Genomic DNA, 14,187 nt, shown 5'->3' on the forward strand with positions numbered 1-14,187 from the left:
GTGTCACAGGACGAAGAACCGGCCCGCGTCTGGGGGCACGTCGTGGCGACCCTCGAGGCGAGCCCCGACATCACCCCGCGGCAGCTGGCGTTCGTCCGCCTCGCCCACCCGCTGGGGCTGCTCGACGGGACGATGCTCCTCGCGGTCGGCAACGACCTGACGAAGGAGTACCTCGAGACGCGCGTGCGCGGCGAGGTCACGTCCGCGCTCTCGGAGGCGCTCGGTCGCGAGGCGCGCTTCGCGATCACGGTGGACCCGGACGTCGCGGACGACGTCCCGCCGTCGCTGCGCGTGGTGCCGCCCGCCCCGACGCCCGCCGCGGACGACCGCTTCGGGCGCGACGACGAGCACCGGCCCGACCTCGCGCTCGTCTCGTCGCACGGCTTCGGCGCGTTCTCCCGGGACGACAGGTCGCCGGCGGACCCGGTGGGCCGCCCTGACGCGACCGACGACGACCGCGCGGACGGGCGCCCGTCGCTGCGGGCCGTGGACGGCGCGCTCGCCGAGGACGTGCGCCCCGCGCGGCGCGGGCTGTCCGAGCCGGCACGGCTCAACCCCAAGTACCTGTTCGAGACGTTCGTCATCGGCTCGTCCAACCGCTTCGCGCACGCGGCCGCCGTCGCGGTCGCCGAGGCTCCGGCCAAGGCCTACAACCCGCTGTTCATCTACGGCGACTCGGGGCTGGGCAAGACGCACCTGCTGCACGCGATCGGCCACTACGCGCAGAACCTCTACCCGGCGGTCCGCGTGCGGTACGTGAACTCGGAGGAGTTCACGAACGACTTCATCAACTCCATCGGCGAGGGCAAGGCCGGCGCGTTCCAGCGCCGCTACCGCGAGGTGGACGTCCTGCTCATCGACGACATCCAGTTCCTGCAGGGCAAGGAACAGACGATGGAGGAGTTCTTCCACACGTTCAACACCCTGCACAACGCCAACAAGCAGGTCGTCATCACCTCGGACGTCCCGCCCAAGCAGCTGAACGGCTTCGAGGACCGGATGCGGTCGCGGTTCGAGTGGGGCCTCATCACGGACGTGCAGCCGCCGGACCTCGAGACGCGGATCGCGATCCTGCGCAAGAAGGCGGCCAGCGAGCGCCTGCAGGCCCCGGACGACGTCCTGGAGTACATCGCGTCGAAGATCTCCACGAACATCCGCGAGCTCGAGGGCGCGCTGATCCGTGTCACGGCGTTCGCGAACCTCAACCGGCAGCTCGTCGACGTCTCGCTCGCGGAGATCGTCCTCAAGGACCTGATCACCGACGACCAGACGCAGGAGATCACCGCGACGACGGTGATCGGCCAGACGGCCGCGTACTTCGGGCTCTCCATCGAGGACCTGTGCGGTTCCAGCCGCTCGCGCGTGCTCGTGACGGCCCGGCAGATCGCGATGTACCTGTGCCGGGAGCTCACCGACCTGTCGCTGCCGAAGATCGGGCAGGCGTTCGGCGGACGCGACCACACGACCGTCATGCACGCGAACCGCAAGATCCGCGAGCTCATGGCGGAGCGCCGCTCGATCTACAACCAGGTCACGGAGCTGACGAACCGCATCAAGCAGCAGCACCGGGGCTGACGCCCGCCGGGCGCGGCCGCACCGGCGTCAGGACGCCCCCGTCCACCGCCGCGGCGGGTGCCGGGCAGGATCGACCCACGTCGCCCTCCCCCGCACGCGCGGCCCTGCGCGCCGTGCGAGCCCACCACCGCTGCACCTCCGCGTCCGGGTGCCCCGTGCCGCGTGCCTCGCCGGCCCCCAGGGGCTCCCGAGAGCCCGTGGACCTGCGTCGACGCCGGCCCACGGTGCCCAGCCACGGACAGTCCGCCACCGTGACGACCGCCGTGGAACGCCTCTCCCCCGTCGGAGCGCCCCCCACCCGGCCACCCGCTCCCCTGTCCGCACCAGGTACTACGCACTGTGGTCGCCGTCACACCTCGTCCCGCACCGCTCCCGGTACCGACCCGGCGTCCACCGCGTCCTCCACCGTGAGGCCTCAGTTGTCCACAGGTTTGCACACGGCTGGGGACAAGCAGCGCGACCGGTTCGCGTGCTCCAGGACGGCTCGTGACGCGCCGCCGTGCGAACCGTCCACGTGCACGCTGACCTGCGATGACGCTCCGCGTCCACCACGGCACGTCGCCGTCCGTTCACCCGACGGTCGATGAGACTCCTCTCATACCAAAACCGGACGAAGCGCCGAGTGCGTCGTCCACCGGTCCCGGACGAAGCCGTAGGACGATTGTTCACACCTGTGTACACATCTGTGGATGACGGTGGACGACCCGGATCGTTGCTGTGGACCGGTCCTGCGCCGTCCGTGGACGCCCGTGCACGGACCCGCGGCGGTCCACCGGCGTGCACAGGCAGCCCGGCGCGTCGTCACACCGCGCCGCACACCCGGATCCGCGGCGTGACCTGCACGGACGGCCGTCGTCCACACGATGCACACCCCCGATGACGATGACGACACTTCTCTGCGTGAGGGATCCACACACCGCCGTGGGGGTGCGGTGCGGCGGCGACCGGGCGGCGTGCCGCCGGACACGTGCCGGGCGTCGGAGGCGTCGCGTAGTGTTCGGCAGTGCTCAGCCGGCACGCGCCGGCCGCTCGGTGTGCGCCCGTCCGGCGACTCCGGGCGTGAGCCTCCACGGGTCGATGACGAGAAGGTGACGCATGAGGTTCCGGGTCGATCGCGACGTGCTGGCCGACGCCGTCACGTGGACCGCGCGCAGCCTGCCGACCCGACCGCCCGTCCCGTGCTCGCGGGCGTGCGCATCGAGGCGGACAGCACCGGCACCATCCAGCTCTCGAGCTTCGACTACGAGGTGTCCGCGCGGGCCCAGCTCCCGGCGGACGTCTCCGAGCCCGGTACCGTCCTCGTCTCCGGTCGCCTCCTCGCCGAGATCTCCCGCGCGCTGCCGGCCAAGCCGGTCGACGTCGTCCTCGAGGGAACGAAGGTGCAGGTCACCTGCGGTGCGAGCCGGTTCACCCTGCTGACGATGCCGGTCGAGGACTACCCCTCGCTGCCCGTCATGCCGCCCGTCACCGGCACCGTGGACGGTGACGAGCTCACGCACGCCGTCGCCCAGGTCTCGGTCGCCGCGAGCCGGGACGACACGCTGCCGCTCCTCACGGGCGTCCGCGTGGAGATCGAGGGCGAGAAGGTCACCCTCCTCGCGACCGACCGCTACCGCCTCGCGCTGCGGGACCTGACGTGGAAGCCGGCGACCCCGGACATGTCCGCGGTCGCCCTCGTGCGCGCCCGGACGCTCTCGGACGCCGCGAAGTCCCTCGGCAGCGCCGGCTCCGTCTCGGTCGCGCTCTCCACGGGCGGCGGTGTCGACCTCATCGGCTTCGAGGCCGGCGGTCGGCAGACCACGAGCCTGCTCGTCGACGGGGACTACCCCGCGGTGCGCCGGCTGTTCCCCGACGAGACCCCGATCCACGCGATCGTCCAGCGCCAGGCGCTCATGGACGCCGCCAAGCGCGTCGCCCTCGTCGCCGAGCGGAACACCCCGATCCGGCTCGGGTTCAGCGACGGACAGGTGGTGCTCGACGCCGGGCAGGGCGACGACGCGCAGGCGTCGGAGGCCCTCGAGGCCGTCCTCGTCGGCGACGACATCACGGTCGCGTTCAACCCGCAGTTCCTGCTCGACGGCCTCGGCGCCCTCGACACGACGTTCGTCCGCATGTCGTTCACCCACCCCAACAAGCCGGTGGAGTTCACGGGGCAGGAGTCGCTGGACGGCGACGACGTCAAGGACTACCGCTACCTCCTGGTCCCGATCCGGTTCGCGAGCTGACCCCACCGCCCGCGCGGGGACGCGCGACCTGGGGCACAGTGACCGGGACGGCCGTCACGACGACGGCGGCGACGCGCGTCCGCACGGGGCGTGGCGACGGCACGACAGGCTCGGCGGAGGACCGCCGCAGGAAGGACGAGGCATGCAGATCGGGCTGGTCGGCCTGGGCAAGATGGGCGCCAACATGCGCGAGCGCATCCGCGGCGCGGGGATCGAGGTCGTCGGCTACGACCGCAACCCCGACGTCTCGGACGTCGGCTCGCTCGAGGAGCTCGCGCAGGCGCTGCCGGCGGGGCAGCGGATCGTGTGGGTCATGGTGCCCGCCGGGAAGATCACCGACGCGGTGATCTGCGACCTCGCGGACGTCCTCGCCGAGGGTGACCTCGTCATCGACGGCGGCAACTCGTACTACCAGGACGACGCCGGCCACGCGGAGCTGCTCGGCGCGAAGGGCATCCGCTTCGTCGACGCCGGCGTCTCCGGCGGCGTGTGGGGGCTGGAGAACGGCTACGGCCTCATGGTGGGCGGCGCCCCCGAGGACGTCGAGCGCGCCATGCCGGTCTTCGACGCGCTGCGCCCCGAGGGCGAGCGTGCCGACGGCTTCGTGCACGTCGGTCCGGTCGGTGCGGGCCACTTCGCCAAGATGGTGCACAACGGCGTCGAGTACGGGCTCATGCAGGCCTACGCCGAGGGCTACGAGCTGCTCGCCGCCAAGGACCTCGTGACGAACGTCGGCGGCACGATGCGGGCGTGGCGCAAGGGCACCGTCGTGCGTTCGTGGCTGCTCGACCTCCTCGTCCAGGCGCTCGACGAGGACCCCGGCTTCGCCGCCATCGACGACTGGGTCGAGGACTCGGGCGAGGGCCGCTGGACCGTCGACGAGGCGATCGACCTCGCGGTCCCGGCGCCCGTCATCGCCGCCTCGCTGTTCGCCCGCTTCGCGTCCCGTCAGGGCGAGTCGCCGGCGATGAAGGCCGTCGCGGCCCTGCGTCAGCAGTTCGGCGGCCACGCCGTGCGTGCCGCGGGCGGCGAGAGCGTCGCGCCGGCGACGCCACCGACCTCGGAGGGCTGAGGCCGCCCGTGTACGTCGCGCACCTGTCCCTCACCGACTTCCGGTCGTACCCGCAGGTCGAGCTGCCGCTCGAGCCGGGCATCACCGCGCTCGTCGGACCGAACGGGCAGGGCAAGACGAACCTCGTCGAGGCCGTCGGCTACGTCGCGACGCTCGGCAGCCACCGCGTGCCGAGCGACGCCGCGCTCGTCCGGGCGGGGGCGAGCCGGGCCGTCGTGCGCGCCAAGGTGGTCCGCGAGGAGCGTCCGACGCTGGTCGAGATCGAGGTGACGCCCGGGCGCGCGAACCGTGCCCGCGTCAACGGGGGCTCCCCCGGCCGCGCGCGCGACGTGCTCGGGATCCTGCGGACCGTGCTGTTCGCCCCCGAGGACCTCGCGCTCGTCAAGGGCGACCCGGACGGGCGGCGGCGCTTCCTCGACGAGCTGCTCGTGCAGCTCACCCCGCGCATCGCGGGCGTGCTCGGCGACTACGAGCGCGTGGTGCGCCAGCGCTCCGCCCTGCTGAAGTCGGCGGCGGCCGCCGTCCGCTCGCGAGCGGGGGCGGACCTGCGCACGCTCGACGTCTGGGACGCCAAGCTCGCGCAGACGGGTGCGCAGGTCGTCGTGGCGCGCCAGGCGCTCGTCGCGGCGCTGCGTCCGCGCACCGCGGACGCGTACCGGCAGGTCAGCTCGGGTCAGGGGGAGCTCGAGATCGCGTACCGGTCGTCCGTGGACGCGGCTCTGGGCGACGACGTCGACCCGGGCGGGACGTCGGACGCGGTGCCCGCCGCGACCGTCGAGGAGCGGCTGCTCCAGGCGATGGCGCGGCTGCGGTCGAAGGAGATCGACCGCGGGGTGAGCCTCGTCGGGCCGCACCGCGACGACCTCGTCCTCACGCTCGGCGACCTGCCCGCCAAGGGGTACGCGAGCCACGGCGAGTCGTGGTCCGTCGCGCTCGCCCTGCGGCTGGCGTCGTGGACCCTCCTGACGCACGGGTTCGACGACGCGGGCGGCTGGGCGGCCGACTGGGGCCCGGACGGCGAGCCGGTGCTCATCCTCGACGACGTCTTCGCCGAGCTCGACGCCCGGCGTCGCGACCGCCTCGCGGAGCTCGTCGCGCCGGCCCGTCAGGTGCTCGTGACCGCGGCGGTCCCCGAGGACGTGCCCGAGCCGCTGACCGGTGCGCGCGTGGACGTCATGGGCGGCGAGGTGTCCCGTGTCCTCTGACGCCGGCGCCCGCCGCGGCGCCGGCCGGGACGCGCGCCGTGACGCCGGCCCGGACGCCGGTCCGGACGCCGGCCGCGGTGACGACGACGCGCTCCTCCCCCGCCCACGGTGGTGCCGGACGGCGTCCCCGTCTCCGAGCTCGTCGCGCTGACCCCGCCCGAGCAGGTCGCCCGCACCGCTCTCGCGCGCGCCAAGGCGGCCGCCCGCGCGCGCGGCCTGCGCCCCGGCCAGGCCCCCGCGGCACGGTGGCGTCGAGCGGTGCCGCGCCCGGGCCGCGCGACCCGCAGCCCCTGGCCGTGTCCGCGGGTCTGCTCGCGCGCGACCTGGGCTGGGAGCCGGGGCTCGTCGTCGGCGACCTGGTGCACCGCTGGGCCCGGATCGTCGGCCCGCAGGTCGCGGAGCACTGCACGTACGAGTCGTTCGAGGCCGGCCTGCTCACGGTGCGTGCGTCGTCGACCGCGTGGGCGGCGAACCTGCGCCTGCTCGCGCCGGCGATGCTCGCGCGGTTCGACGAGGCGCTCGGTCCCGGCGTCGTCGTGCAGGTCGACGTGCTCGGTCCGGTGGGGCACGGGTTCGGGCGCGGGCCGAAGCGCGTGCAGGGGCGGGGACCGCGCGACACCTGGGGCTGACCCGCGCCCGGGGCGCACGGGAGGGCCGCACGCCACGGTGCCGAGCCGCCCACAGCCGCCGTCCGCGGGACCGGTTCCACGGGTGGCCTACGTGCCTCCCCGTTCCGGGGCGTCCAGCAGGTAGAATGGAAAGGTCATTGCGGGCGCCTGTGTGCCCTCCTGCGCGGCGAACGTCGCCCGCGCGGGGTGATCCGGTCTCCCGGCCGCTCGCAGACGCTCTCGACGCGCATCACGCGCGCAGACCTCTCGAGGAGACCCGCCGCCCGTGGCCGACCAGAGCATCCCTCGCGACACCCACTCGGACCACGGCGACGACGCCACCAGCACGTCCCCCGCACCCGCACCGGCAGCACCCCCTCCGGCGGGTCGTACGACGCGAGCGCGATCACCGTCCTCGAGGGCCTCGAGGCGGTCCGCAAGCGTCCCGGCATGTACATCGGCTCCACCGGCGCGCGCGGCCTGCACCACCTCGTCTACGAGGTCGTCGACAACTCGGTCGACGAGGCGCTGGCCGGGTACTGCGACACGATCGAGGTGACGCTGCTGGCGGACGGCGGCGTGCGCGTCACCGACAACGGCCGCGGCATCCCCGTGGCGATCCACCCCACGGAGGGCAAGCCGACGCTCGAGGTCGTCATGACGATCCTGCACGCCGGCGGCAAGTTCGGGGGCAGCGGGTACGCGGTCTCCGGCGGTCTGCACGGCGTGGGCATCTCCGTCGTCAACGCGCTGTCCAAGCGGGTCGAGTCGCGCGTGCGGCGTGACGGGTACGCGTGGGAGATGGACTTCGAGGACGGCGGCCGTCCCGTGGGCCCGATCCGGCGCGGCGAGCCGACGGAGGCGACCGGCACCAGCCAGACGTTCTGGGCCGACCCCACGATCTTCGAGACGGTCGACTACGACTTCGAGACGCTGCGCTCGCGCTTCCAGCAGACGGCGTTCCTCAACAAGGGCCTGCGCATCACGCTCACCGACGAGCGGCCGCAGCACACGGGCACCGAGGACGAGGTCACGGACCCCGGCACCGCCGACGCGGGCGAGACGGTCGACGGCACCGCCGAGGCGCCGCAGGGCCGCAGCGTGACCTACAAGTACGACGGCGGCCTCGTCGACTACGTGACGCACCTGAACTCGGCCAAGAAGGTCGAGCTCGTGCACCCGGACGTCATCGAGATCACCGCCGAGGACGCCGAGCGCCGCATCTCCGTCGACATCGCGCTGCAGTGGACGAGCGCCTACAGCGAGTCGGTGCACACGTTCGCGAACACGATCTCGACGACCGAGGGCGGTACGCACGAGGAGGGCTTCCGGGCGGCGATGACGTCGCTGATCAACCGGTACGCCAAGGACAAGAACATCCTCAAGGAGAAGGACGAGAACCTCACGGGTGACGACATCCGCGAGGGCCTGACGGCCGTCATCTCCATCAAGCTCGGCGAGCCGCAGTTCGAGGGCCAGACGAAGACGAAGCTCGGCAACACCGAGGCGAAGACCTTCGTGCAGCGCGTCGTCAACGAGCGGCTCGGGGACTGGCTGGACTCGCACCCGACCGAGGCGCGGGACGTCATCCGCAAGGCGATCCAGGCCGCGACCGCCCGCATGGCGGCCCGCAAGGCGCGCGAGGCCACCCGCCGCAAGGGCCTGCTCGAGTCGAACTCGATGCCCGGCAAGCTGCGCGACTGCCAGTCGAACAACGCCGCCGAGTGCGAGGTGTTCATCGTCGAGGGCGACTCCGCCGGCGGTTCGGCGGTCCGCGGTCGCAACCCGCGCACGCAGGCGATCATGCCGATCCGCGGCAAGATCCTGAACGTCGAGCGCGCGCGCCTCGACCGTGCCCTGGGCAACCAGGAGGTGCAGGCGCTCATCACGGCGTTCGGCACCGGCATCGGGGAGGACTTCGACCTCGCGAAGCTGCGGTACCACAAGATCGTGCTCATGGCCGACGCCGACGTCGACGGCCAGCACATCCGCACGCTGCTGCTGACCCTGCTGTTCCGGTACATGCCCGAGCTCATCACCGCCGGCCACGTCTACATGGCGCAGCCGCCGCTGTACCGCATCAAGTGGTCGAACTCCCCGCACGACTACGTGTTCTCCGACCGCGAGCGGGACGCCGTGATCGCCGACGGGCGCGCCAACGGCAAGCGCCTGCCGAAGGAGAACGGCGTGCAGCGCTACAAGGGTCTCGGCGAGATGGACTACTCCGAGCTCTGGGAGACGACCATGTCGCCCGAGCACCGCACCCTGCTGCAGGTCACGCTCGACGAGGCCGCGGCCGCGGACGAGATCTTCTCGGTGCTCATGGGTGAGGACGTCGAGGCCCGACGCGCGTTCATCCAGCGCAACGCCAAGGACGTGCGCTTCCTCGACATCTAGGCGCGACCCGCACCACCGCGCCCCCTGACCCCCGCGACACTGGAGTGACCCGCACGTGAGCGAGATTCCCGGCGAGATCGAGCACGGCCGCATCGACCAGGTCGACCTGCAGCTCGAGATGCAGCGGTCGTACCTGGACTACGCGATGGCCGTGATCGTCGGCCGCGCCCTGCCCGACGTCCGCGACGGCCTGAAGCCGGTGCACCGCCGCGTGCTGTACGCGATGTACGACGGCGGGTACCGGCCCGACCGGCAGTTCTCCAAGTGCAGCCGCGTCGTCGGCGACGTCATGGGCAAGTACCACCCGCACGGCGACGCGCCCATCTACGACGCGCTGGTCCGCCTGGTGCAGGACTGGTCGATGCGCTACCCGCTCGTGTCGGGCCAGGGCAACTTCGGCTCCCCCGGGGACGACCCGGCCGCCGCGCCGCGGTACACCGAGTGCAAGATGGCTCCGCTGGCCATGGAGATGGTCCGGGACATCGACGAGGACGCCGTCGACTTCCAGGACAACTACGACGGGCACACGCAGGAGCCCGTCGTCCTGCCGTCGCGCTTCCCGAACCTGCTGGTCAACGGCTCGGCCGGCATCGCGGTGGGCATGGCCACGAACATCCCGCCGCACAACCTGCGCGAGGTCGCGGCGGGTGTGCAGTGGCACCTCGACAACCCGGACGCGTCGAAGGAGGAGCTCCTCGAGGCGCTGCTGCAGCGCATCAAGGGCCCGGACTTCCCGACCGGCGCGACGATCCTCGGGCGCCGCGGCATCGACGATGCGTACCGCACAGGCCGCGGGTCGATCACCATGCGTGCCGTCGTCGAGGTCGAGGAGATCCAGAACCGGCAGTGCCTCGTCGTCACGGAGCTGCCGTACCAGGTCAACCCGGACACGCTCGCGAAGAAGATCGCGGACCTCGTCCGCGACAACAAGGTGCAGGGCATCGCCGACATCCGGGACGAGACGTCCGGCCGCGCGGGCCAGCGCCTGGTCATCGTGCTCAAGCGCGACGCCGTCGCGAAGGTCGTCCTCAACAACCTGTACAAGCACACCCAGCTGCAGGACACGTTCGGTGCGAACATGCTCGCGCTCGTCGACGGCGTGCCGCGCACGCTGAGCATCGACGCGTTCGTGCGGCACTGGACCGCGCACCAGATCGACGTCATCCAGCGCCGCACCCGCTTCCGCCTCCGCCGTGCGGAGGAGGAGATCCACATCTACCGCGGCTACCTCAAGGCGCTCGACGCGCTCGACGAGGTCATCGCGCTGATCCGTCGCTCGCCGGACGCCGACACCGCGCGCACGGGCCTCATGGAGCTGCTCGAGATCGACGAGCAGCAGGCGCAGGCGATCCTCAACCTGCAGCTGCGCCGGCTGGCCGCGCTGCAGCGCCAGGAGATCCTGCAGCGGCACGCCGAGCTCGAGGCCCGCATCGTCGAGCTCAACGCGATCCTCGGGTCGCCGGCACGGCAGCGGCAGATCGTGAGCGAGGAGCTCGCCACGATCGTCGACAAGCACGGCGACGAGCGCCGCACGCACATCCTGCCGTTCGACGGCGAGGTGAGCGTCGAGGACCTGATCGCCGAGGAGGACGTGGTCGTCACGATCACGCGCGGCGGCTACGCCAAGCGCACGCGCGTCGACGCGTACCGGGCGCAGCGTCGCGGCGGCAAGGGCGTGCGCGGCGCGCAGCTGCGCGAGGACGACATCGTCGACCACTTCTTCGTCACGACGACGCACCACTGGCTGCTGTTCTTCACGAACCTCGGCCGCGTGTACCGCGCGAAGGCGTACGAGCTGCCCGAGGGCGGCCGTGACGCCAAGGGCCAGCACGTCGCGAACATGCTGGCGTTCCAGCCCGGCGAGCGGATCGCCCAGGTGCTGGACCTGCGCGACTACGAGCAGGCCGAGCACCTGGTGCTCGCCACCCGCCGCGGGCTGGTGAAGAAGACGCGCCTGGGCGAGTACGACTCCAACCGCTCCGGCGGCGTCATCGCGATCAACCTGCGCGAGGACGAGGAGGGGCGGCCGGACGAGCTGGTGTCGGCGCGCCTGGTGAACTCCGACCAGGACGTCATCCTCGTGTCGCGCCACGGGCAGTCGGTGCGCTTCACCGCCTCCGACGAGGCGCTGCGCCCGATGGGCCGTGCCACGAGCGGCGTGACGGGCATGAAGTTCCGCGGCGACGACGACCTGCTCGCCATGGACGTCGTGCGCGAGGACGCGTACCTGTTCACCGTCACCCAGGGCGGCATCGCCAAGCGGACCGCGCTCACGGTGGAGAACTACCGTCAGCAGGGCCGCGGCGGGCTCGGCATCAAGGTCGCGAACCTGCCGGAGGCCAACGGCGACCTGGTCGGTGCGCTGGTCACGGACGCCGACGACGAGGTTCTCGTCATCATGGAGCGCGGCAAGATCGTCCGGTCCTCGACGGCCGAGGTGAACGCGACGGGCCGCACGACGCAGGGCGTCATCTTCGCCAAGCCGGACGCGGGCGACCGGATCATCGCGGTCGCGCGCAACACCGAGCGACACCTCGCGGACGATGCGGGTACCGTGGCCCCGAACGGCGAGAGCACCGACGGGTCCGGCGGCGACGGCACGGAACCCGCACCGGCGGCCCCGGAGCCCACCGCGCCCGGTCAGGCCGCGCCCTCCGGGGCGGAGCCGGACAGCGGTGACCGACCCGCGGAGGACGCATGACGGACACGCCCCCTCGATCCCCCGCGCAAGAAGCCGGCACCGCCCGTGACGGGCGGCGCGGGCCGGGTCCCCCGAGCGGTGCCACGACCACCGACCGGGGGCCCGTGGCGGAGGGTCCCGGGGCAGACGCCGCGGCGGCCGCGAGGTCCACCACCGTGCGCACCTCCACGCGACCCGCGTCGGCGGGCCGCAGCACGGGGTCCACGGTGCCCGCACGCACGGACGACGCCGGCGCGCCGGTCGCCGACCGCACCGGCACGCCGCCGCAGGACGTGCCCACGGACGACTCGGCCGAGCCGTCCCCGCTCGTCACGGCCGTCGACACGACGACCGTGTGGCTCAAGAAGGCGGCAGGTGCGACGAGCGCCCGGCTGTCGCAGGCGTACTCCCAGCTGACCCGCCCCCGGAGCGAGGACACCGAGATGACCAGCACGGACGCACCCGTGACCCCCGCCGCCGCGAGCACCGCGACGGCCACCGCGGCCGGTGCGCCGCGCGCGACGGAGGGTGCCGCGCCGCGGCCGTCCACCGGGCGAATCCCGTCGGTCGGCGGGCCGCGACGCGTGCGGCTGTCGGTCTCCCGGGTGGACCCGTGGTCGGTCATGAAGCTGGCGTTCCTGCTGTCCGTGGCGATCGGCATCATGGTCGTCGTGGCCGCGGCGGTGCTGTGGTTCACGCTCGACGGGCTCCAGGTCTTCGCGCAGATCGACAGCCTCGTGCGGACCGTGGTGGGCCCGGACAGCCCGATCCAGGTCGCCGACTACGTGTCGTTCCAGAAGACGATCTCCGCCGCGACGCTCGTCGCGGTGATCGACGTCTTCCTGCTGACGGCGCTCGCGACGATCGGTGCGTTCCTCTACAACCTCGTGGCGGCGCTCGTGGGCGGCGTGCACGTGACCATGACCGACGAGTGACGTGGGGCGGGACGCCCCGGGCGGGCGGCGCCGGTTTGGGATCGGCGCCGCGGCTGGGGTAGTCTCGACCGTCGCACCCCCGGGTCGCTCCTCGCGAGCGCGGACGGGTGTGCGCGAACGGGCCTATAGCTCAGACGGTTAGAGCGCTTCCCTGATAAGGAAGAGGTCACAGGTTCAAGTCCTGTTAGGCCCACTCACGACGGACCCGCTCGGGTCGCGCCCACCGGCACCACCCGAGACGGGGGAACCGATGAAGAAGCTGCTGCTGCTCGCCGGCCTCGCGGCCGTCGGCTACGTCGCGTGGCAGAAGTACTCGCAGGACCGCGACGAGCGCGACCTGTGGGCCGAGGTCACCGACACCTTCGAGTGACCGACCCGCTCCCTCGCGGAGCACGCACCGGCGGCGCACGCCGCACCCGGGGCCATGGCGCAATTGGTAGCGCACCTGCTTTGCAAGCAGGGGGTTAGGGGTTCGAGTCCCCTTGGCTCCACCCCCGAGACGACGCCCTCGACCTGCGGGTCGGGGGCGTCGCGTGTGGACGCGCTCACGACAGCGCGCGCACCAGCTCCTGCGTGACCGGCACGGCGAGGCCGCTGCGCCGCGCCGCACGTACCACCGCGCCACCGACGGCGTCGAGCTCCAGCGGTCGGCCCGCCTCCGCGTCGCGCTGCATCGACGAGCGGGAGCCGGCGGGGAAGGCGTCGTAGAACGTGAGCGCGCTCTGCGTCGTGTCGGGTCCGCCGGACGCGACCGACACGGCGGCGACCTCGCGCACGAGTGCGACGAGCTCGTCGCGGTGCCGCGTGCGCACCTCCCCGATCGGCGCCGCGTAGCGGGTCGTCAGGAGCGCGAACGGCGCGAGGACGGCGAGCTTGCCCCACAGCACGGCGTCCTCGTCGTCCCGGACCCGCACCCCGAGGCCGGCGTCGGCGAGGACCGCGCGCACCGCCTCCAGCCGGTCGGGGGACGCCGTCCGGCTCGCCAGGTCGACGTCGGCGAACGGGCTGCCGTGCACGACGCGCCCGGGCGCCACGCGCGTCGACTCCGCACGGATCACGCCCGCGACGACGGTCTCGGCCGGGAAGTGCTCCCGCAGCGCCGTCATGTGCTCCACCCCGTTGAGCAGCGGCACGACCGTCCCCCGCACGGCGTCCGCGTCGACGCGGCGCAGCGCGTCGGGCAGAGCGCCCTGCTTCACCGTCACGACGCAGACGTCGGCGGGCTCGCGCAGCTCGGTGTCCGCCTCGACGCTCACGTGGGCGTCCCCGAGCGCGGCGCTGGTCAGGTGCAGGCCGTCGCGCCGCAGGACGTCGACCGTCGCGTCACCGGCGAGCACCACCACGCGGTGCCCCGCCCGCGCCACGAGGGCCGCGACGAGGCCGCCGATCCCTCCGGGCCCGAGGACGGCGACGGTCGCGCGGGCGGGAGGCGTGGCGTCCACGGCGGTGTCCCTCCGGACGGGTGCACGGTCACGGCGACCGTAGCGGCC

General features: G+C 72.8%; 9 protein-coding genes, 2 tRNA genes and 1 pseudogene. 11 read left to right on the forward strand and 1 reads right to left on the reverse strand.

The window, feature by feature from the left end:
• The 11 genes and pseudogenes from dnaA to GC089_RS00050 all read left to right on the forward strand — a co-directional run bounded on the left by dnaA (position 1) and on the right by GC089_RS00050 (position 13,188).
• A complete protein-coding gene (gene dnaA, locus GC089_RS00005) occupies positions 1–1,575 on the forward strand; it encodes a chromosomal replication initiator protein DnaA (RefSeq protein ID WP_155375948.1) in 1,575 nt (524 codons plus the stop codon).
• A 1,095-nt stretch (positions 1,576–2,670) separates the two neighbouring features.
• Positions 2,671–3,800 (forward strand): annotated as a pseudogene (gene dnaN / locus GC089_RS00010) (DNA polymerase III subunit beta).
• A gap of 28 nt (positions 3,801–3,828) precedes the next feature.
• Complete coding sequence (gene gnd, locus GC089_RS00015) at positions 3,829–4,872, forward strand: phosphogluconate dehydrogenase (NAD(+)-dependent, decarboxylating) (RefSeq protein WP_255449070.1); 1,044 nt, start codon at positions 3,829–3,831, stop codon at positions 4,870–4,872.
• Between the two features lie 8 nt (positions 4,873–4,880).
• Positions 4,881–6,077, forward strand: coding sequence for a DNA replication/repair protein RecF (gene recF / locus GC089_RS00020; protein WP_155375950.1), 1,197 nt, complete (start codon positions 4,881–4,883; stop codon positions 6,075–6,077).
• 296 nt (positions 6,078–6,373) lie between these two features.
• Positions 6,374–6,706, forward strand: a complete 333-nt coding sequence (locus GC089_RS18595; protein ID WP_230684946.1) for a DUF721 domain-containing protein — start codon at positions 6,374–6,376, stop codon at positions 6,704–6,706.
• A gap of 384 nt (positions 6,707–7,090) precedes the next feature.
• A complete protein-coding gene (gene gyrB, locus GC089_RS00030; RefSeq protein ID WP_155378837.1) occupies positions 7,091–9,082 on the forward strand; it encodes a DNA topoisomerase (ATP-hydrolyzing) subunit B in 1,992 nt (663 codons plus the stop codon).
• 55 nt (positions 9,083–9,137) lie between these two features.
• A complete protein-coding gene (gene gyrA, locus GC089_RS00035; protein ID WP_155375951.1) occupies positions 9,138–11,783 on the forward strand; it encodes a DNA gyrase subunit A in 2,646 nt (881 codons plus the stop codon).
• Between the two features lie 206 nt (positions 11,784–11,989).
• The gene (locus tag GC089_RS00040) at positions 11,990–12,697 is read left to right on the forward strand and encodes a DUF3566 domain-containing protein (protein ID WP_230684947.1); all 708 of its coding nucleotides are present in this window, start codon (positions 11,990–11,992) and stop codon (positions 12,695–12,697) included.
• A 119-nt stretch (positions 12,698–12,816) separates the two neighbouring features.
• Positions 12,817–12,890, forward strand: a tRNA-Ile gene (locus tag GC089_RS00045).
• Positions 12,891–12,947: 57 nt separating this feature from the next.
• The gene (locus GC089_RS18600) at positions 12,948–13,067 is read left to right on the forward strand and encodes a DLW-39 family protein (RefSeq protein WP_230684948.1); all 120 of its coding nucleotides are present in this window, start codon (positions 12,948–12,950) and stop codon (positions 13,065–13,067) included.
• 48 nt (positions 13,068–13,115) lie between these two features.
• Positions 13,116–13,188, forward strand: a tRNA-Ala gene (locus GC089_RS00050).
• A gap of 54 nt (positions 13,189–13,242) precedes the next feature.
• Here the strand turns inward: GC089_RS00050 and GC089_RS00055 are convergent.
• Positions 13,243–14,139, reverse strand: a complete 897-nt coding sequence (locus GC089_RS00055; RefSeq protein WP_155375953.1) for a ketopantoate reductase family protein — start codon at positions 14,137–14,139, stop codon at positions 13,243–13,245.
• Positions 14,140–14,187: the final 48 nt, after the last annotated feature.

Origin of the sequence: Cellulomonas sp. JZ18, from assembly GCF_009720485.1 — a bacterium.
Classification (GTDB): domain Bacteria; phylum Actinomycetota; class Actinomycetes; order Actinomycetales; family Cellulomonadaceae; genus Cellulomonas.

What these genes read in the sequence shown, in the direction of transcription:
- GC089_RS18600 (WP_230684948.1), top strand. Translation starts at nt 12,948, where the DNA reads ATGAAGAAGCTGCTGCTGCTCGCCGGCCTCGCGGCCGTCGGCTACGTC.